The 20131-nt window shown below is 64.5% G+C and carries 19 protein-coding genes and 1 tRNA gene; 11 read left to right on the top strand and 9 right to left on the bottom strand.

Annotated features, from left to right (window positions below; genetic code table 11):
• Positions 1-46 precede the first annotated feature (46 nt).
• Together B8446_RS14190 and B8446_RS14185 are read left to right on the top strand one after the other, a co-directional pair.
• Positions 47-895, top strand: a complete 849-nt coding sequence (locus B8446_RS14190) for an ABC transporter permease (protein ID WP_048850691.1) — start codon at positions 47-49, stop codon at positions 893-895.
• A 4-nt stretch (positions 896-899) separates the two neighbouring features.
• Positions 900-1661 (top strand): ABC transporter ATP-binding protein, encoded by a 762-nt coding sequence (locus B8446_RS14185; protein WP_048850689.1) that lies wholly within the window; start codon positions 900-902, stop codon positions 1659-1661.
• Here the strand turns inward: B8446_RS14185 and B8446_RS14180 are convergent.
• The 4 genes from B8446_RS14180 to B8446_RS14165 all read right to left on the bottom strand — a co-directional run bounded on the left by B8446_RS14180 (position 1658) and on the right by B8446_RS14165 (position 3357).
• On the bottom strand, positions 1658-1888 hold the full coding sequence (locus tag B8446_RS14180) for a helix-turn-helix transcriptional regulator (protein ID WP_048850687.1): 231 nt from the start codon (positions 1886-1888) through the stop codon (positions 1658-1660). The two genes, B8446_RS14185 and B8446_RS14180, sit on opposite strands and share 4 nt — an antisense overlap.
• A complete protein-coding gene (locus tag B8446_RS14175) occupies positions 1885-2265 on the bottom strand; it encodes a hypothetical protein (RefSeq protein ID WP_048850685.1) in 381 nt (126 codons plus the stop codon). The genes B8446_RS14180 and B8446_RS14175 overlap by 4 nt, the downstream gene beginning before the upstream one ends.
• A gap of 171 nt (positions 2266-2436) precedes the next feature.
• Positions 2437-2513: transfer RNA gene (locus B8446_RS14170), tRNA-Asp, on the bottom strand.
• Positions 2514-2634: 121 nt separating this feature from the next.
• Positions 2635-3357, bottom strand: coding sequence for a TetR/AcrR family transcriptional regulator (locus B8446_RS14165; RefSeq protein ID WP_048850683.1), 723 nt, complete (start codon positions 3355-3357; stop codon positions 2635-2637).
• A 310-nt stretch (positions 3358-3667) separates the two neighbouring features.
• Here B8446_RS14165 and B8446_RS14160 point away from each other — a divergent pair, with 310 nt between their 5' ends.
• Positions 3668-4618 carry an MIP/aquaporin family protein gene (locus B8446_RS14160; RefSeq protein WP_241767799.1) on the top strand — a complete coding sequence of 317 codons (951 nt, stop codon included), beginning with the start codon at positions 3668-3670 and terminating at the stop codon, positions 4616-4618.
• Between the two features lie 3 nt (positions 4619-4621).
• Here the strand turns inward: B8446_RS14160 and B8446_RS14155 are convergent, their stop codons facing one another.
• Positions 4622-5545, bottom strand: coding sequence for a sugar phosphate isomerase/epimerase family protein (locus tag B8446_RS14155; RefSeq protein WP_048850681.1), 924 nt, complete (start codon positions 5543-5545; stop codon positions 4622-4624).
• On the bottom strand, positions 5545-7206 hold the full coding sequence (locus tag B8446_RS14150) for a GMC oxidoreductase (protein ID WP_241767798.1): 1662 nt from the start codon (positions 7204-7206) through the stop codon (positions 5545-5547). The genes B8446_RS14155 and B8446_RS14150 overlap by 1 nt, the downstream gene beginning before the upstream one ends.
• A gap of 143 nt (positions 7207-7349) precedes the next feature.
• On the opposite strand from B8446_RS14150, the gene B8446_RS14145 reads away from it, so the two are divergent.
• The 3 genes from B8446_RS14145 (at position 7350) to B8446_RS14135 (ending at position 11895) form a co-directional block, all read left to right on the top strand.
• Positions 7350-8393: a LacI family DNA-binding transcriptional regulator gene (locus B8446_RS14145; protein ID WP_048850679.1), complete on the top strand. Its 1044-nt coding sequence runs from the start codon at positions 7350-7352 to the stop codon at positions 8391-8393.
• A gap of 389 nt (positions 8394-8782) precedes the next feature.
• Positions 8783-10822, top strand: coding sequence for a TonB-dependent receptor (locus B8446_RS14140; RefSeq protein ID WP_048850677.1), 2040 nt, complete (start codon positions 8783-8785; stop codon positions 10820-10822).
• Positions 10822-11895 (top strand): nucleoside hydrolase, encoded by a 1074-nt coding sequence (locus B8446_RS14135; RefSeq protein WP_053053896.1) that lies wholly within the window; start codon positions 10822-10824, stop codon positions 11893-11895. The genes B8446_RS14140 and B8446_RS14135 overlap by 1 nt, the downstream gene beginning before the upstream one ends.
• Here B8446_RS14135 and B8446_RS14130 read toward each other — a convergent pair.
• From B8446_RS14130 to B8446_RS14120, 3 genes are all read right to left on the bottom strand, one after another.
• Positions 11856-13235: an MFS transporter gene (locus B8446_RS14130; RefSeq protein ID WP_084712358.1), complete on the bottom strand. Its 1380-nt coding sequence runs from the start codon at positions 13233-13235 to the stop codon at positions 11856-11858. The genes B8446_RS14135 and B8446_RS14130 overlap by 40 nt on opposite strands.
• An 83-nt stretch (positions 13236-13318) precedes the next feature.
• On the bottom strand, positions 13319-14224 hold the full coding sequence (locus B8446_RS14125) for a bifunctional 5,10-methylenetetrahydrofolate dehydrogenase/5,10-methenyltetrahydrofolate cyclohydrolase (RefSeq protein WP_048850674.1): 906 nt from the start codon (positions 14222-14224) through the stop codon (positions 13319-13321).
• Between the two features lie 16 nt (positions 14225-14240).
• Positions 14241-15035, bottom strand: a complete 795-nt coding sequence (locus B8446_RS14120) for an IclR family transcriptional regulator (protein ID WP_048850672.1) — start codon at positions 15033-15035, stop codon at positions 14241-14243.
• A 55-nt stretch (positions 15036-15090) separates the two neighbouring features.
• On the opposite strand from B8446_RS14120, the gene B8446_RS14115 reads away from it, so the two are divergent.
• From B8446_RS14115 to B8446_RS14095, 5 genes are all read left to right on the top strand, one after another.
• Positions 15091-15714, top strand: a complete 624-nt coding sequence (locus B8446_RS14115) for an NAD(P)H-dependent oxidoreductase (RefSeq protein WP_241767797.1) — start codon at positions 15091-15093, stop codon at positions 15712-15714.
• A gap of 24 nt (positions 15715-15738) precedes the next feature.
• On the top strand, positions 15739-16593 hold the full coding sequence (locus tag B8446_RS14110) for a bifunctional 5,10-methylenetetrahydrofolate dehydrogenase/5,10-methenyltetrahydrofolate cyclohydrolase (protein ID WP_048850671.1): 855 nt from the start codon (positions 15739-15741) through the stop codon (positions 16591-16593).
• Complete coding sequence (locus B8446_RS14105; RefSeq protein ID WP_199484127.1) at positions 16590-17522, top strand: methylenetetrahydrofolate reductase; 933 nt, start codon at positions 16590-16592, stop codon at positions 17520-17522. The genes B8446_RS14110 and B8446_RS14105 overlap by 4 nt, the downstream gene beginning before the upstream one ends.
• A 4-nt stretch (positions 17523-17526) precedes the next feature.
• Positions 17527-18840 (top strand): alpha/beta hydrolase, encoded by a 1314-nt coding sequence (locus B8446_RS14100; protein WP_048850669.1) that lies wholly within the window; start codon positions 17527-17529, stop codon positions 18838-18840.
• Between the two features lie 66 nt (positions 18841-18906).
• Positions 18907-20109: an MFS transporter gene (locus B8446_RS14095; protein WP_048850667.1), complete on the top strand. Its 1203-nt coding sequence runs from the start codon at positions 18907-18909 to the stop codon at positions 20107-20109.
• The last annotated feature ends 22 nt before the right edge of the window (positions 20110-20131 follow it).

The following is a 20131-nucleotide window of genomic DNA, read 5'->3' as shown; positions in this document are numbered from 1 at the left end:
CCCTGTTTTCGCAGCAGGGCGCAAAGGCGAAACTGGATCGGAGCTGATGGCGGTATCCGGAGCGGGCGCGCCCGCCGAGCCCGTGATGGATCTGGCACCGCAGCGCGGTCCGGGACGGATCACGGCGGCGCTGCGGGATATCGGCGCGGGGCTTGCGCTCTGGCGCCTCGGTCTGGCGCTGGGCTGGCTCGACATCAAGCTGCGTTATCGCGGCTCGATCCTGGGGCCCCTGTGGCTGACGATTTCAACGGCCGTCATGGTCGGCGCCATGGGCGTGCTCTATGCCACGCTCTTCCACATGGACCTGCACAAGTTCCTGCCGTTCCTGTCGCTGTCACTGGTCCTGTGGGGGTTCATCGGCGGTGTCGTCAACGATGCGCCGACCGTCTTCACGCAGGCAGCGCCTCTGGTCATGTCGATCCGGATGCCGCTTTTCGTGCATGTCCTGCGCATGGTCGTGCGGAACGTGCTGGTCCTGCTGCACAATGTGATCGTGATTGTGGTCGTGTTCGCGCTCTACGGCACGCGACCGCACGAGACGCTCACGATTGCGCCGGTCCTGGCCCTGTGGCTTCTGGATGCGGGCGCGATCGCCCTCCTGTTCGGCACGTTGGGCGCGCGGTTTCGCGATATCGGCCCGATCGTGGCCTCTCTCATGCAGATCTTCTTCTTCGTGACGCCGATCATCTGGCCGCCGGAAATGATTTTCGTCGGGCGGCAATACATGCTGCTCAACCCGTTCTTTCCGGTGCTGGAAATCCTGCGCGGGCCGTTGCTCGGCGAGAGCGTGCGGGCATCGATCTGGCTTGCGGCCGGGGTCCACAGCGTCGTGCTGTGGGCGCTGGCGCTCGGGTTGTTCTGTCGGATGCGCGCGCGCATCGCATACTGGATCTGATGCCGTGGCGCTGATTTCGGTCGAAGGCCTCGACATCACGTTCCCGCTCTATCACGGCAACAGCCGCAGTCTGAAGCGCACGCTGGCTGCCGCCGTCCAGCCGGCGCGCAATGCGCCATCGGCCCATCTGCAGCAGGACGCGCGCGATCGGGTCGTGGTTCAGGTCCTGCACGACATCAGCTTTCGCCTGAATCCCGGCGACAGGCTCGGCCTGATCGGCAGCAACGGGGCAGGCAAGACGACCCTGCTGCGCGCGCTGGCCGGAATCTACGAGCCGGTTGCGGGACGCGTGAGGGTATCAGGCACTGTAGGCGCCCTGCTCAACACCAATCTGGGTATGAACGTCGATCTGTCGGGGCGGGAGAACATCCGGCTACGCGGCCTGTTCCATGGGCTGACGCGCACGCGCATTGCCGCAGTCGAACAGGATGTGCAGGATTTTGCCGAGCTCGGCACGTTCATGGACATGCCGGTCAAGACCTACAGCTCGGGCATGCTGGTGCGGCTGGCCTTCGGGCTTGCGACCGCCATTACTCCGCAGATCCTGCTGATGGACGAGTGGTTCCTCGCGGGCGATGCGGCCTTCATGACGAAGGCGCGCCATCGTCTCGAAGCCCTCGTGGACCGGGCCGAGATCCTCGTCGTCTCGACGCATCAGCCTGAGGTGATGCAGGCGTGGTGTACACGGGTACTCTGGCTGGATGGCGGAGCGATCCGCATGGATGGTCCGCCGGACATGGTCCTGCCGGCCTATCTCGCGCGCTAGGCGTTTTTTGTCCGGCACGGTCGGTCCTGCCCCTGGGCGCAGGGCTGAAAAATCTCTTCGATCGTCAGGGAGAACAGGGCGGCGATGGCAAAGGCGAGCGGCAGGCTGGGATCATAACGGCCGTTCTCGATCGCGTTCACTGTCTGGCGTGAGACCTGCAGCGCGTCGGCCAGGGTGCTCTGGCTCCATTCGCGGGTCAACCGCAGTTCGCGGATGCGGTTTTTCATCGGTAGCGCAGACGCGCGACCAGCAGGCCGAGGATCCACAGCGTGCCCATGATCGGCCAGACAAACCCAGCCCGCAGGATCGGTAGTCCCGCATTTTCCCCGAACGTCCAGCCAAGCGTTAGCAGGGCCGTGCCCATGAACGCAATCGCGATCGCATCGAACTGCACGCGGCGTTGCAACTCGTCCATCCGCCAGAGTGCGCGCAGGATGGCCCATGCGCCGAAGGCCGCCCCGAGCGTGGGCGAAAGCGATACGCCCAGAGCTGCGACCCCGGTCAGGGGAAAGCGGTGCATCAGTGTGGATGAGGCGAGCACCAGCACGGCATAGAGTGCGATCGCGCCGCCCAGTTCATACGCGTAGCGGTCTGCCTTGAACATAGGATTCTCCTGCGGATGTAAAAGAAACCTTACAAAGGCAGGCATGGGTATGTCAAGGAGGCTTTACATTCGGTGGCGTCAGGAGATCAGGGCGCGGAACTGTCAGTTCAGACGTCATGAGACGGGGTGCCCCGACACGCGAAAACCTGAACCATCAAATTTTTCGAGAAGTGGCGCGAGTGACGGGGCTCGAACCCGCGACCTCCGGCGTGACAGGCCGGCGCTCTAACCAACTGAGCTACACCCGCATGAACCGCCTGGGCGGTTCGTGGACCGCTTGTCTTCGAGGTCCGAAACCCCTCCAACCGTGCGGTGCGAGCGAGTTATCAGCCTGCGATGCGGATGGCAACCGGGCAGGCATAAAAAATTTCACGGCAGGGCGAGCCGTTGCCCGATCCCGTCGAGAACGCAGTCCAGACCGCGCTCGAAAATCTCCGCCATGCCGGGCAGGGACGCGCCCGCGACGATGCGGGCGATGTTGGGATACTGGCCGGTTGCAATCATCCGCTGGATGTATGGCGCGGCCATGGCCTGCCATGCAGCCGTATCGAGCCCGCTTTCGGCCTCCGCCCGGCGTTCGCTCACCTCCGTTCGAAGGGCGCCGATGACATAAGCCTGGACGGTGCGCACCGCGTCCATCGCGGTCTCGATCGGAATGGGTCCGAGTGTCGCGAAGACCGCCTCCGTCTGGGCCAGTGCATGAGGTCCAAGATTGGGGCGCGCGCCGAGCAGGCTGACCAGCCATGGGTGGGCCAGCACGGCCTGTCTGAGCCTGTGTGCGGACCCGGCAAGCCCCGCGCGCCAGCCAGGGCCGAGGACTGCCGTGTCCATCTCGCCATAGACCGCATCCACCATGGTCTCGAGGAGTTCGGCCTTGGTCGCGATATAGGAATAAAGCCGCATGGCGCCCGTATCGAGGCTGGCCGCCACCTTCCGCAACGACACGGCATTCAGTCCTTCCCGGTCGGCCAGCACGATGGCCGCGCGCGTGATGGCATCGCGGCAGATCGGCGGAGGATTGGGGCGCGGGATCGGTTCGGGACGCTCCCAGACGGCGCGGGCCGCGCGACGTTGGGCACCAGCATTGGTCATGGAAGCATTTTTGATGGGTCGCGGAGTCGTTGACAATATCGGACCGCGTTCAACTCGGGCGACAAGACACGTTGCGTCGTACAACATGACGTCATGTCCGTCCGGATCCGGCTCCGCGTGATCGGAATGGCCGGATCTTCCATGCATAGGGACAGCGCCCGCTCCGGATGATGGACTGTATCGGCCGCATGCCGACTGGCTGTAACCCCATGCCATGATCAGGCAGACGCCAGTTCCTTTGGGTGATCGCGTGCTCGCATGGGCGTCATGCCACGGGCCAGCCTTTCAGCCGGGCGACGTTGCCGCCAGTATGGGGACCATGCGGCCCAAGACACTCGAACAGGGGATCACATCCCTCGTCAACGATATCCCGGACACGGTCGATCTGCGGGCTTATTACCCGCATCCCGACGACCGTCCGCTGTTGGGTCTGCCATCCGCCGGGCGCCCGCTGCACCCGCGCCTCTACGTGTGCGAGTTTTGTGCGACCGTGATCCTGCTGGTGCTTGGCATTTCGAGCAACGTGGCCATCGGCTCGCCTCTCAGCCCTGCGGGGCGGTTCATGGCGCATTATCCGGCGCTGCTGTCGGCCTGCGAGGGCTTCCTGTTCGGCTTCAGTTCCACGATCGCCGCGTTCTCTCCATTCGGCCGGGTCAGCGGCGCGCATGTCAGCCCGTCCGTCAGCCTCGCCTTCGCGCTCGGACGACGGCTCGCGGTAACCGACATGGTCTTCTATATGCTGGTGCAGATCGCAGGCGCCCTGACAGGCACGGCACTGGTCGCGCTGGCCGGCTGGATCTGGCCGATCTGGGGGACCTGGTGCCATGCCGACCTGTTTGCCGCGACCACGCCCGATCCGCTGTCTCCCACCTGGTGGGCGGCGGTGGGAGAAGCCGGCACGACCGCGATCCTGGTCGGACTTCTGCTGTTCTGCGGCGCCAAGGAACGGCTGCGCCCGCTGACTGCATGGCTCGCGGGACCGCTGTTCTTCCTGCTCAACCCGTTCGAGTCATGGTTGTCGGGAGACAGCACCAATCTGGCCCGCAGCTTCGGACCTGCGGCGTTCGCCGGAAGCTGGGGCGGATTTTGGGTCTATGTCGTGGGACCCTGGTGCGGGGTCGCGATCATCGTGGCACTGGTCCGGCTGGAAGTGTTCGGCAAGGTGCATCTGCACGAAGCGCGTCGCGCCTATTTCGGACATGGCGGCCGCGCACCGTATTTCCTGCACTGGCCGGGCCGTCATCGCGCCCGGACATCGTAAGCGTCACGCAGAAATCATCGATTGCGCGAACGCCCGCCCGTCACGAATGGCGGCAACGGGATCGGCGGCCGCATCCAGTTCCAGCACGGACCACGCATCCGTCACGGCACCCATGAGCGTGGCCCAGGCAGGCCAGTCGACCCGACCGTCGCCCATCGGACAGAAATAGGGCTTGTGGCGGTCGTAGATGCCATGGTCGATCACGACCTCGCGCGGCATGGGACCGGTTGCGTCCTTCCAGTGCGCGATGACGATCCGCTCGGTATGACGGCGTGCGACGACCAGCGGATCGCCGCCTTCCAGAATGATATGCGCCGGGTCAGGACAGAAGAAGACATAGCGCGGATCGGTCAGCAGCATCAGCAGGTCGACGTCGCGGGGCGCGCAGAACACGCTGTGCGCCTCCGTATGCAATGCGCAGCGCACACCGATGCGTGCCGTGGCAGCGCCCATCCGATTCAGCAGATCCGCAAGAGGCCCCATGGACGCCAGATCGACGAAGCGCGGGGGCTGTTCATTGAACGTCTGGCGGCAGGGCAGGCCGATCACGAGTACATCGCCGCCGCACGCCTTCACGAAGCGCGCATAGGCTTCCGTCTCGGCCACGATGTGCGCCTGGGCAGCGGAACCTGCCAGATCCGGCGCGCGGTCGAGATCGACGACGAAGCCGCTCGCCACGACGAGCCCGCGCGCCGACAGGGCTGCGGCGACCCCGTCCACGGATCCGAATGCGGCAACCGCCGAGCGCCAGTCGAACGGCGGGAAGGTCAGCTCGATGCCCGTTACCCCGGCATCTGCCACGGAATCGAGGAGCTTCGTCCAGAACGCGCGGGGATCGGCGGCCGCGATCGCCGCGACCGCCTCGTAGGATTCAACGCCCCAGAAACCCGGATGATAGAATGTGACCAGATCGACAGCGAATTTCATCACAGGGTCCCCGCTTCAAGCTGATCGGCCAGATGGCCGCAGGCGCGCACCGTCAGCGCCATGACGGTCAATGTCGTCCCGACGCTGCCGCCGGTCGGAAACGCGCTGGCGTCGGTGACGAACAGGTTCGGCACGTCCCAACAGCGGTTCCACCGATCAAGAACGGAATTCGCCGGGTCGTCACCCATCCGCGCACCGCCGCTCTCATGAATGGCTGCGCCCATGCACATGGTTTTGCGAAACCACTTTCGGAAGACGAGCCGCGTCAGCCAGTTCGCGTCGGGAAATGCGCCGCGCCCCATTTCCCGCAGGCCTTCCGGCGATCCGATGAACTCGATCTCACCGCCCGCTTCATGCACCATGTCCACAAGCGTCTTTTCCTGCGCGGCCAGAAGTTTCTTCTCGTTGTCATGCAGGACGCACCGGATGCGCGGGACGGGCACGTTCCATGCATCGCGCCGATGACGGTCGAGCGTGATCCGGTTGTCGGCGTAGGGCTGCATTTCCCCGAACCCGAACAGAGACAGCCGGGCCGGCTGGTCATCGGGAATCTCCGACCGGCCGATTGCCCCCTGGAATGTAAAGCCGCCTACATGGGATTGTCCGTCCCGATCCGAAAAGCGCGGGATATAGACACCACCTGACGGATTGTAGAACGGGTCGGCGGGCGCTGAATCGTCGTGCGTCCACCCATGTGTCGGAGGATAGGCACCAAAGGCCAGCGACGGGCATTGATCCATGAAATACCGGCCCAGCATGCCTGAACTGTTGCCGAGGCCGTTCGGATGCCGCGCCGTCGCGGAATTGAGCAGCAGACGCACGCTTTCGATGGTCGACGCGCACAGGACCACGCTCTTCGCACGTGCCATGAAGGTTTTTCGTGTCAGGCGATCCGTGAAGACCGCTCCGGTGGCGCGTCCCGTCTGCGGATCGGTCGCGATGCGGCGCACGATCGCGTTGTGGCGGACCGTCAGGCGGCCCGTCGCCAGCGCGTCGCGGAGCGGGCGCGGAATACGCGTGGGATCCGGCGGAATGTAGCGCCACGACACGACATGGCGGTCGGGATGGCGCGCCTGGATGCGATCACGGAAATCCTCTTCCGCCGCCGTCAGTTTTGCAGGCGCTGCATAGATGCCGTCCGGCAGGGTCGGCGCGTGGTCGTCATTGCCGTACAGGCCGAGATGTTCCTCGATCTGGCGGTAGAATGGTTCGAGATCCGCGTAGCTGATCGGCCAGTCGATGCCAGAGCCCGTTCTGCTGTGCCGCTTGAAGTCATAATCCGTCCAGCGAAGCAGAACGCGGCCGAAGCTGTGCAGTCGCCCGCCGCTCTGGCGCCCCCGGATCCAGAGAAACGGTGCGTTCCGCGGCGTGGTGTAGGGGTTCTTGCCGTCATGCACGAAGAACTTCGCGAATTTCTGTGTAAAGAAGGCAGCGCGCGCCTGAACAGGCTGCCCTTTCAGGGTCGCTCGCACGCGCTCCCAGATATTGATGTCCTTGCGCGCCGCCGTCTTCGGTGCGCCCTCGAAATCCTTTCTGCCGATGTCCGGGCCAGCCTCGAGCATCAGGACCGAAAGGCCCCGGGCTGTCAGCTCGCGGGCTGCAAATCCCCCGGCGGCACCGGAACCGACAACGATCGCATCAAACAGGCGGGTATCCGGCACAGTTATCTCCAGGTGTGGCAAGCGCTTGCCATTATGCTATCGCATCGTCTTCCCGCGTGAAAGGGCCGGGCAGGCGTTTTGACGCAACAAGCCGGGCATGGAACATGACCGCGCGCCAGGAGGGAGGAAACCCGGCAGTGGGAATGGGACCTGAAGAGACGGGAAGTATCGCGCGCGGACGCGTGACCCTGGCCGATATCGCGCGACTGACGGGGCTCAATCTCTCGACCGTCAGCCGCGCGCTGTCCCGGCCGGGGCGCGTCAATGCCGAGACCCGCCAGCGTGTCCAGGACGCAGCGAGCCAACTGGGATATGCGACCAACCTTGCGGCTCGCAGCCTCAGTCGCGGCCGTGCGGAAACGCTGATGGTCATGCTCTCCGGTCTTGCAGGGCAGGCGATCTCGCAGGTGCTGACGGAAGTTCTGCGCGGCGTATCCGCCGAGGCAACGGCGCAGGGATACGGCGTGTTCATGCAGAGCCTGCCGGATGACGAGGTGCGCCTGGCCGATGTCGCGCATTTGGTGCGCAACGGCATGGTCGATGGTGCGCTTCTGCTGATCCCTGTCGAGGATCATCCCGCGCCCGGGGATCTGCTGTCCGTCTCCGGCCTGCCGGTCGTCGCGACCCTCCACGATCAGACGCGCCTGGGGTTCCCGTCCGTGATCGCGCAGGAGGCCGAGGGATTTCGGATGCTGGTCGATCATCTGCTGATCCGTGGCCATCGCCGCTTCGGTTTTCTGGGCGGCCCGGAAGGGGTCGATCACGACGTCATTCGCTTCGACGCCGTGCGCGCGCATCTGGCCGCGCGCGGGCTGGCCGGATCGTGTGTCCGGCTCGAGGGTGGGCCATTCGATATGGCAGCCGGTCGTCGTGCAGCGCAACGATTTACGGGACTGGCAGGGCGACCTACCGCGGTTCTTGCGTGCAGCGACACATTGGCGCTCGGATTCATGCGCGGCGTGATGGAAGCGGGCCTGCGCGTGCCGCAGGACGTTGCCGTTACCGGATATGATGGTCTGGACTATGGGGAATTCTCGACGCCGAGCCTGACGACGCTTCGGCAACCCTCGGCAGAAATCGGGCGTATGGGCACACGCCTCCTGATCGAACGCTGCATGGGACGTGGTTCCGCGGATCCGCAACACATCGCGCTGCCAACGGAACTTGTCCTGCGCGAGTCGACCTGAGCGAGGCGGAGGCACGCGTTCGTAATCAAGAATGGCCTTGCTTTTTACAGTCCGACAACGCAACGTTGCGAGATCAGAAGGTAAAATTTGCAACAAGCTTTATTGCGCAGGTCTCCCCGCTAATGTCCGGATATATCGCGTCCCGTTCTCTGGTTCTCTGCCTGACGGTTTCCGTCATCGCAGCCTGTCCGGCCTGGTCCCAGACCGTCCCGATGAAAAATAATCCTGCGCACGGCCCGGTTTCCAGCAAGGCTCAAATCCCTGGCCAGCCCCGGAGCCGCTCGGCCGGATCGAAACCCGTACCGCGGGCCGTCTCGCCGTCGCGCCCGACTGCGGAAGCTCTGACCGTCACCGCTCGCCGTCGCTCCGAAAAAGCAACGGACGTTCCCATGGCGGTCTATGCGATCAAATCGTCCGAGATATCGGCCCTGACTGTCGCGGGCGACGACATCCGCGCACTGGCGGCCCGCACGCCGAGCCTGAACATCGAATCCTCGTTCGGCCGGACGTTCCCCCGTATCTACATACGCGGCCTCGGCAATCCCAATTATGACACGAACTCCGCCCAGCCAGTCGCGATGTATTATGACGACGTGGTTCTGGATAATCCCGTCCTGCGCTCGTTTCCGCTGTTCGATCTTGCCGATACGGAGGTTCTGTCCGGCCCGCAGGGCACCCTGTTCGGCCGCAATACCCCGGCCGGGGTGATCACGATCCATTCGAACGCGCCGGCCGACAAGAATACGGGATATCTCAGCCAGAGTTACGGCACGTTCGATTCGGCCGTAACCCAGGCGGCCGTCAATCTTTCGCTCATACCGCACCGGTTCGCGATCAGGCTCTCGGTGATCAACCAGCGCCGCGACAACTGGGTCCAGAACACCTATGACGGGTTTCGCTGGCGCAAGGGTCTCGAGGGTTATGAAGATATAGCCGGTCGCCTGCAGGGGCTTTACACCTTCGACGATAGCGCGAATATCCTGTTCGAAATCAATGCGCGTCATCTCGAAGGGACCGCGACCCTTTTCCGCGCCAATTTGTATCAGCACGGCAGCCCGGACATCCGGTCCGGATACGATATCAACGACGTGTCCCAGAATGGCGATAACGCGCAGAACCTCACCACCGCAGGCGGTCATATCAAGGCCACCAAGAATTTCGACCATGTCGGTCTGCAGTTCATCAGTTCATGGGACGAGGGATCGCTGGGATCGATCGGATCGATCGATGGCGGCAGTCCCGGCACCGTGCCGTTCAGCGTGGAGACAGGCACGGCCGCGCCGAAAATCAGCCAGGTGACGGAAGAGCTCCGGGCCTACACCATCAACACCGGGAAATTCTTCAATCAGGGCGGAATCTATTACTTCAACGAATTTCTGGACGACTATGACGCGGATTATTCCACGACGACGATGAAGACCACCGAGCTTGCCAATCAGCGCCAGAACGAGAATTCGGTCGGCGTCTTCGACTCGCTGACCTACAATATTCTCAAAAGCCTGAGCGTGACAGGCGGCATTCGCTACACATACGATTTCAAGAGGTTCGGAGCGACCCGGATTTTCGGCGGGGATGGCCCACTTTCGCTCGGCAACAGCACGGAATCGAACAACGTCAGCTGGGACGGTAGCGTCAATTATCACATCACGCCCAACATGAGCGCCTATTTCCGGGCCGCAACCGGCTTCCTGGCGCCCAGCTTCCAGGGCCGCCTGACGAGCCAGAACTACATTTCGGAAGCCGCCGCCGAGCGAAACACGTCCTTCGAGCTCGGCTACAAGGCGAATCTTGCCCATGGGCGCGTCCAGCTTTCAGGCGATGCGTTCATGTGGAACACCAAGAATTTGCAGCTGACCGCCGCCGGCGGCACGTCCAACCAGATCCAGTTGCTGAATGCGCGGCATGCGATCGGCCGTGGCTTCGAGTTCAATATCGAAACGTACCCGATCGAAAATCTGATGATCGCCGGTAACATGAGCTACAATTTCACGGAGATCCAGTCGCCGGGTCTGGAAACCAGCTATTGCGGCATTGGCTGCACATTGCGCAATCCGGTCGATTCCAAGACAGGCCTTGCCGAGATCAACGGCAATCCGCTGCCTTATGCTCCGCGCTTCGTTGCGAACCTGAACGCCAGCTATCGCATCCCGCTGAACCAGACCCAGCGGCTCATCCTCGCGACAGACTGGTCATGGCGCAGCACGGATTATTTCACGCTTTACAAGTCGGTTGAGTTTCAGGGCAAGGCCCTTCTTCTGGGGGGCGCCAGCCTGACGTTCGACGACACGAAGCGGCATTATCAGGCCTCCGTCTTCGTCCGCAACATCACCAACAAGGTCGTGGGGATCGGCGCGCTCGATTTCGACAACTACACCGGATATATCAACGACCCCCGAATCATCGGCGGCTCCCTGAAGTATAATTTCTGATGCGAAAATTTCTGGTTTGTGTTGCCCTGTTCGGCATGGCGTGGGCGATGCCCGCGCATGCGCGGGAATTGGTCTTTCTGGACAACGATTTTTCGGGGCCGGGCGAGACGAACATCCAGTCGCTCTATCCCGCATTCGGCGATCCGGACGTCACGATCGTCGGGATCGGTGCGGTCACGGGAGATGCATGGCGCGACGAGGGCGCGGCCCATCTCCTGCGCTTTCTGGAACTGAGCGGGCATGGCGCGGTTGCGGTTTATCCGGGCGCGGATCACCCGCTTTTGCGAACGCGATCCGAGATGACGGCGTGGGAGGCACAATACGGCACCCTTCTGTGGAAAGGGGCCTGGCAGCCGTCATCGCCGAAGCGTTTCGCGCATCCGGACGACCCGCGTCTTGTGCCGACGCTGGTCGAGGGCGCGCCGTCGATCCGGATGCGTCCCGAATCCGCTGCACGCGCCATGATCGAGGCGGTGCATCGCTATCCCCATCAGGTCACGATCGTGGCGGGCGGGCCTCTGACGGATCTGGCGCTGGCGACTACGCTCGATCCATCCTTTCCGGGGCTTGCGAAACAGCTCGTGTTCATGGGCGGCCTGATCGATATCGATCAGGCGCAGATTGCCGTGGAGCTGCGTCACGCGATCGACTTCTATACCGACTTCAACATGATTTTCGATCCGGAGGCCGCGCATATCGTGCTGTCGGCGCCCTGGAGCCGGATCACCAATGTCGGCGACATTACGTTGTCCGTCCTGTTGACGCCGGAGCTTGTCAGCCGCGCGGCACAGGGGCGAAGCGGGCAATCAGCCTATTTTCATCGGTATGCCGTGACCGGTGGTCCCATGTGGGATGAGTTGACGATGGCGATCGCCATCCACCCGGAGATCGTGACATCATCCGTCCAGGCGACAATGGACGTCGAGACGGCGCGCGGCATGTTCTACGGCCGTGCTCATGCGCGCGCCCCGTCGCTGACACCCGGGACACGGCCTCCGGTTCGGATCGTGACCGGTGTCGATGTCGCCCGGTTCTATGACGTCTTCGGCGCGGCCCTGAATGAGGCGCGATGACCGGCGATGACGCCGTGCAGCCGTGCATCGGACGGGCAGAGCAGCACGAGGGGGATCGACAGGGCCGAGGAAATGGCAGGCAGGATCACGAAGCCCGCTGAAATCCAGGTGCCGACCGAAGCCGGCTGGAAGGTCCGGGCCGGATCGTAGCCTCCGGCGGCCAGACATTCCGCCAGCAGGGCTCCTGCAATCGCGAAGGCGACCTTGCTGATGAGGCTGTTGAACGCATAGGCGAAGCCGGCGCAGCGCACGCCGGTCAGGGCCGTGCCGTAGTCGATTGAATCGGAAATCAGCGAGTAGAACAGCGACGATCGCATGCCGCCGGCCGTGCCGATCACAACGAAGGCCGGCAGGAAGATGGCCAGTTGTCCCGTGGTACATGCGATGACGATCAGGCCCGCGATTTCCGCGATCAACGACCCGATCAGGACCGCGCGCCGGTCATAGCGCCGGGCGAGGGCGATGGTCAGGAGCGAGCCTGCCATGCCGGTCACTGTCGTGATGGTCAGAAGGACGCTGCCGAATCCCGTGCTGCGATGCAGGACGACATGGGCGTAATACAGTGCGAACCCGCCATAGGCGCAGATATTCACGAACAGAAAAACGGTCGCGACATTGCAGACGACCCAGGGGCGGTTCCGCATCAGGGCGCGCAGCAGATCACGCAGCGAATGCGTGCTGTGTTCCGGCGCGTGACGGACGTGGCAGAAGCGATACGTGATCCACCACAGGGCGGCGCCTGCCACGCCCAGAAGCGCCATCGCGCGCGGAAAGCCGGCCCGCTGGGCCGAAAGATCGGTTCCGTGGCCGAACCAGTGCACCAGAGGCAGGGTCAGGCCCGCGATGGCCAGCTGCCCGCACAGGCAGCCGACCATGCGAAAGGCGGCCTGTGCCACGCGGTCCGTGCGGTTGCGTGCAATCATGTTGCCGAGCACGCCATAGGGTGTGTTGACCCCTGCATAGACGGTGCCGAACGCAATGTAGGTCAGATAGGCCCACGCCAGTTTGAGGGCGTCGCTGCCCTGCAGCGGCAGGAAGGCCAGAAACCCGACGACGCCGAACGGGATCGCGAGGTACTTGATGAGCGGCCGTACCAGTCGCCCTTGCGATCGGTCGATGGCATAGCCGATCAAGGGGTCGATCAGCGCGTCGAAAATACGCACGACCAGCAGCAGGGTCGCAACCTGGAGCGCGGGAAGCCGCGCGACGTCGGTATAGAAATACATCAGGAACGCGCCGGATGCGCCCCAGAGCAGGTTCGACGACAGATCGCCGCAGCCATAAGCCAGATTTTCGCCCAGCGTGGGCGACATGTCGGTAACGGAGAGGGAGCGATCCATGCATGATCCCGCGCGGCTGGTGCGGTCATGTTTGGGGCGGATCGTTCCGGATGGCAAGCGTTTGCCGTGGTGGAAGGCAGCCGCTATAGGGAAACCGTGCCGGACAGGGCGCGATGGATCGCGCCGATATCAGGATAGGTGAAGCGGCAGCCGTTCCGGAGACACGCGGCATGGGCCGTGTTAGCGATCAGGAAGGCCGTCGTCAGCGGTCCCACGCCGTTCGGAACGGCTGTGATGGCACGTGCATGGCCGACGGCTTCATCAAGGCGGACGTCGCCGACCAGAGCGCCGGTATCCGGATCGCGATTGACGCCGATATCGATGATGACAGCCCCGGCCCGGATCCAGTCGCGGCGCACCAGATTTGCGGAACCGGCAGCGGCGAACAGCACGTCGGCCGTTCGGCAGACCGATGCAATGTCCCGCGTATCGAGATGGGTCACGCTGACCGTAGCGCCCCGATCCAGCAGGCGCATTGAAAGCGGTCGTCCGACCACGGCAGACGCCCCCACGATCACGCAGTGCAGGCCGCGCAGATCGCCCGCAAGGCAGGCCGCGACCGACACAGCCGCCATCGCGGTGCAAGGCTGATACACTGGGTCCCCGGCCATGATGCACCCGAGATGCACCGGGTGAAGGCAGTCCACATCCCGCTCCGGCGGCAGATGGTCTGTAATCATGCGGCGATCGACGCCCCGGGGCGTCGGAAACTGGACCAGCACGCCGTCGACGTCGTCCCGTGCCGCGAGCCGCGCAAGCTGCGCCTGAAACGCTTGCGCATCGGCACCGACAGGCACGTCCTCCAGCACGCACCGGACGCCGCCAAGCGCTGCCATGGCCACGATGCGGCGCGTGTAGGCAGCGGCTCCGGCATTGTCGGCCGCCTGCAGGACCGCAAGGCCCGGCTGCAGGCCTGCAGCTTTCATCTGCGCGGCAATGTCCGTCAGCATCCGTTCGGCAAGCGGAGTCGCGTCGAAAACCATTGTCATGGTCTGAATGTTCCGTTTACAGCGCGGTTGCGATGTAGCGCGCGCAGCGTTGCAGGACGGGCAGGAGCACCCTGGTGATCCGCTCGGGATCGACCCGATCCGGCGTCAGGACGATGCTGAGCGCGCCTGCGATCACCTCCGCCGTGGTGAAGGCCGGCACGGCCAGTGCGACCAGCCCGTCCGATCCTGCAATCGGCCGTTGTGCAAAGCCGAGTTCCCGGACGGTCGCGAGATCGGTTTCGAGTTGCGTGCGTGCTGCGTCGCCAAGGGCCGATATGGCCGTCATCCTGTTGCGCTGATCGACGGGAATGTGCGCAAGGATTGCATGGCCGATGGCGGTCGAGACCAGCGGCAGGCTGCTCCCGACCGTATAGCCCGCGGTTCCCGCCCGTGTGTCGATCGGCACATGCACCGCATAGACCGCTTCCTCCCCGTCGAGACAGGCCAGCGAAATGGGCTCGTCCGTCAGTGCCGATTCCGCCTGCAGCACGGGCGCGATCAGGTGGCCGACCGAACGGCTCTGGAGGAAACCGGCGCTCAGCCGCAATGCGCGCGCCGTAAGCCGGTAGCGCTGACGATCGGCTGCGACATAGCCGAGCATCTCGAGCGTGCGCACGAGCCTGCGGGTCGCGGCGCGGGTGAAACCGAGCCGGCGGGCCAGATCGGCCATGCTGAGATCGTCGCGCACGCCTTCGAAAGCCCGCAGGACGGCCAGCCCCTTGGCGAACGTGAGCGAGATCTCGGTCTCGTCGATCGGCGTCTCGGCTTCCTCGTCGGATTGTTCCGGCAGAGGCACAAATCCTTGCGCCATGATGGCCCTTATGACTAAAATCATTAAACGAACAAGAGTTCGATTTCCGAACAAATTGAGCCAGGACGCGGTCCGGATCAAGGGGAATGCGCCGGTCATGAAGGTCCATGTCATCTACGCTCATCCGCTGGAGGACAGCTTCAATGCGGCGCTGCACACACTGTGCGTCTCGACATTGCAGGCAGCCGGGCATGAGGTGGACGACCTCGATCTCTACCGTGAAGGATTCGATCCGGTCCTGAGCGCGCAGGATCGGATCGAGTATCACGACACGGCCATCAACCAGCGCCGCGTGGCAGGATATGTGCGCCGCCTTCAATCCGCTGACGCGCTCGTGCTGTGTCATCCGGTGTGGAATTTTGGATGGCCCGCGATCCTGAAGGGCTATCTCGACCGCGTGTTCCTGCCGGACGTGTCATTCAGGCTGGTGGACGGCAAATTGTCGCCGGGTTTCACGAACATCCGCAAGGTCATGACCGTGACGACCTATGGCTCGCCGCGCCACCGGGCCTTCATTCTGGGGGATCCGCCCCGCAAGAACGGCACGCGGTTCCTGCGGGCCGTAATGAACAGACGTGTCGGCGTGGACTATCTGGCACTTTACAACATGAACAACACGACCCCAGCTTCACGGGAGGCCTTCAAGACCCGCGTCGCGAAAGCCCTGCGCCGTCTCTGATCGATCCCGAGCTCCGAAAATCCCATGACCGCACGCCTGTTCGACATCGACCATGAAGCCCGCGCCCTGATGGACGATGCCGCCATCAAGGCACGGGATGTCGGGGCGCGTGGTCGGGCGCCTGCTCTGGTGCTTGTCATGGTGGGGGCGGACGCCGCGACACGGACATATGTCGCGCGCAAGGAAGCGGATTGTGCTCGCGCGGGCATTGCGATGCGCATTGTGTCGCTGCCACCGGGGACGACACAGGACACGCTGCTTGCCGCGGTGCGCGCCGCCTGCACCGATACGGCCGTCGATGGCGTCATGGTGCAACTGCCGTTGCCGGCGCACCTCCACGCGGAGGCCGTCATCGCGGCCATCACGCCCGAAAAGGACGTGGACGGCCTGACGCCCCGTAACACGCTGGCACTGACCAGCCGTGCACCTGCCATCGTGCCCTGCACCGTGCGCGCGATCGCGTGGCTGCTGGCCCGTGCGGAGATTGCGACGGCCGGTGCGCGCATGGCGATCGTCGGGCGTGGTCGTCTGGTCGGAAGACCGGCGTCGCTTCTGTTTTCCGGATTTGTGGCCAATGCGGAGGTGACGCTGCTGCATCGTGGCACACGGGATCTCGGCGGCGCGCTGCGTCGGGCCGACATCGTGATCGCGGCGGCCGGCAGCGCGGGTCTCATCATGGCGTCGGACCTCAAGCCGGGCAGCGCGGTGCTGGATATCGGCATGTCCTGGCCGAACGGTGTGCTGGCGGGAGACGTCGCCCCTGACGCAGCGGACGTCGCGGGCTGGATCACGCCGCCCGGGGCGAGCTTCGGCCCGATGACGCGCGCGATGCTGCTGCAGAACCTGCTCGACTGTGCGCAGGCCCGGAGCGGATCATGATTCTGTCACCTCAGGCCGCCGACCTGCGTGCCCGCTGGATCGGAGCCAGCTCGCTCGAGACGACGCCGGGGACGATCCTGTCGCCGAAGGACGCACTGGCCGGGCTGGAGCCGGGTGCGGCCGTGTTCGTGACTGCCTTGAGGGACGCGAACCCTGCGGAGACGATCGCTGCCAGCGTGCATCTTGCGCGTCGCGGCTTCGTGCCAGTCCCGCATCTTGCGGCCCGTGGTCTGCGCGATGCGGCGCAACTGCGCGATCTGTGCAGGGCGCTCGTCTCGGAGGCCGGCGTTTCGCATGTCCTGCTTGTCGCAGGCGGACTGCCGCATCCGGCGGGTGACTTCGCCGACACGCATGACGTCCTGCGAACGGAGATCCTGTCGGAGACGGGCATCCGGCACGTGTTCGTGGCCGGTCATCCCGAAGGACATCCCGAGGCGCCTGCCGGGCCGCCGCATGCCTCGCTTCTGCACAAGCAGGCCGTGGCCAGGGCGCAGGGGCTGACGATGGAAATCGTCACGCAGTTCGCATTCGAGGCCGCGCCGATCATTGCGTGGGAGCGGTCGCTGCGTGCAGCGGGCGTGCATCTGCCGGTGCGCGTCGGGCTGCATGGGCTCGTCTCGCCGCGCATTTTGGTGCGCTATGGTCTGGTGTGCGGCATCGGCCCCTCGCTGCGATTCATGCAGGCGCAGAAGCGGCGTCTGCACCGATGGTTCCTGCCGAGCGATCCGGCCATCCTGATCGACCCGCTTGCCGCTCACGCCGCAGCCGATCCGTCCACATTGTTGTCGGGTCTGCACTTTTTCCCGTTCGGCGCCGTGGCGCGGACGCTGGTTTGGCGTCGCGCCGAAGGCGCGCGAACGCACGATGCCGAAGGCGCGCGAACGGGCGATCATCAAGAAACTTCCGGTTCATCACAGAGAGCGAGCTGAGCGCATGTCGGTGTCACGATTCCTGTCGGTGCTGGCTCTTCTGGGGGTGTCCGCCTGTGCATCCTCGCCTGCGTCTCACGTGCCGCCGGTCCATGCACGGCAGGCATCACCCCGTGTCGCGCAGCTGTATGGGGATGGCGGTGTCAGTGATTTCTACCGGGCCGGCATCGTTATGCCGAAACCCGGCGTGCTGATCCGGCAGGAGGATATGGCGCTTGCGAAACTGCCGCCGAACACGGCGCGCGGCATTCGCATTCTCTACAGCTCGACCAGCGGCGTCGGCACCGGCACGCCGGTCGCGGTCTCGGGGCAGGTGCTCATACCCGACGGTCCGACGCCGAAAGGCGGTTGGCCAGTGGTGGCGTGGGAACATGGGACCACCGGGATCGCCGATGTCTGCGCGCCGTCCTGGCGTGGCTATGCCTCGCGCGACCGCGCCTATCTCGGGCGCTGGCTGAAGGAGGGGTTTGCGGTCGTCGCGACCGACTACCAGGGCCTCGGCACGCCGGGTCCGCATCCGTATCTGCTGTATCGTCCGGAAGCCTATAGTGCGCTCGATGCGGTGCGGGCGTCGCTTGCTGCCTTCGGGCCCCTGCTGCGCAACCGGATCGTGCTGGTCGGCCAGTCGCAGGGATCAGGGGCGGCTCTCGGCGCGGCCTGGGTCGCGCCGCATTATGCGCCGGAGCTTCATGTCCGTGCGGTCGTCGCAACCGGGCTTGTGGCGGAATTCGCGATCCCGGCCCATCCGGCCCATGTGCCGCTCCCCAATGTCTATACCGATCCCGGGCAGATGGATGCGGCGTTTGCGATGTTGCGCGTCGAGGGGACGGACCAGAGTCTGCATCCTGAAACGGATGACCGCGTCGCGCTGACGGCGAACGGCATTGCCATGTCACAGGTCGCCCGCACGGCCTGTCTGCACGACCTGTTCGACTACGCCGACCGCAACCATGTCGATGCGAAAACACTGTTCGGTCCCGGACTGAAATCGTACGAAGAGACGCGCACGACCGCCTTTCTCATCCCGGACGGACATATCGGCATGCCCGTCTTCGCCGGGACGGGGCTGGCAGACGGCGAAGCGGGCGTGAACGGGCAGTATAATGCGGTGGCCGCCATGTGCGATGCCGGAACGAATGTTGTCTGGAAGCGCTATCCCGGGCTCACGCATAACGGCACCGTGAATGCCTCGCTCGCAGACTCGGTGCCGTTCGTCCGGGCCGTTCTTGCGGGGCACCATCCGGAAAACACGTGCCGCGCCATCAGCCGCCCGGGGCCGGTCGAAGCCGCAACACCCGGCATTCCCTGGAACCGCTGACCGACCCTGCGATCGCGGCACCGGGCCGCGTCCCGCGTCGATACGAATGAATGAGGAACTGACCACATGACGCGCGCTGCCGACACGATCTGGTTTCAGGTCGGTCTGATTCTCGTGATCTATCTTTATGCCGCCGCGTCGATGTCGATCCTCGGTATCGTCGTGCCGCTGATCGGGCCGATCGCGGCCTCGGAACATGTCTCGCCCGGCGCGATCGGCTCCGGACTATCGTTCTTCGCCGTGCCGGCGGCCATGGCCTCGTTCCTGTTCGGCATGGTAGTGGACCGGATCGGCGTCCGGCGCGCCTTTGTCCTGTCGATCGCCATTACGATTGCGGGCGATGCGGTTGCCGTGGGCATGCCGGGTGTCTGGCCGTTCCGGCTCGGGCTGATGTTGTGCGGCGCGGGATTCGCGTTCGCGACGTCGAGCCCGCCGGTCCTGTTCATGACATATCTGCCCGAGGAACGCCGCGCGAAGGCACTGGCATTCTGGTCCACGTTTTCACCGGCCGGCTATTCGGGGGGATTGCTGCTGGCGATACCGTTCCTGCATGGCGGAAACTGGGGCGAGGCGTTCCTCACGCATATCGCGCTGATGTTCGTCGTGCTGGCTGTCGGCATGGCGATGCTGCGCGAACTCGCGCCGGTCGCGCAGTCGCAGCTCCGGCCCGGCCTGCACGGTCGGCCCTCGGCACTTCTGGTGGCCGCACTCGGCATCGCCGTGGCGCTGCCGAACGGCATCGCCTACGGCACGAGCCTGATCGCGCCCGGCTACCTTGCCCGCGTGCATCATGTAAGCCTCGCTGCGTCATCCGCGGATGTCGCACTCATCAAGATTATCGTCATGCTGATCGGCGGGTTCATCGTCAGTCTGTGCGCCGGCACGCCGCGCCGGTCGCGCATCATGTTCATCGCTATGGCGATCGTCGGCATCGCGGCCCAGATCGTCCTGCTGCAGCCGACGAGCACCATCGTGACGGCATCGCTCGGACTGTTCCTGTGGACGTTCGCCTATAGCGGGCTGAGTGGTGCGGGGATGTCGCTGTTGCCCGTCGTGGCGGGCGAGGACCGGAACCGCGGCGCTGTCGCCGGCATGGTCGGTCAGTTCATCTCGGTCTCGTCAGTGCTGGTGCCATACGTCTATTTTTCAACGACGCTCTGGACGAGCTATCTGCTGTTTGCGGCCCTTGCCCTGACGGGGGGCAGCATCGCGGTCATGGTGGTGCGGCGTAACGGCCGCTCTGTTCACCCCCGGGAAGCCACGATCTGACATGTCCTGAGGGGAGCGCGTC

This window comes from Tanticharoenia sakaeratensis NBRC 103193 (assembly GCF_000963885.1).
In the GTDB taxonomy this organism is placed as follows: Bacteria; Pseudomonadota; Alphaproteobacteria; order Acetobacterales; family Acetobacteraceae; genus Tanticharoenia; species Tanticharoenia sakaeratensis.
The sequence above is the reverse complement of the archived record's forward strand: the minus strand, read 5'-3'. Positions and strand labels throughout refer to the sequence as shown.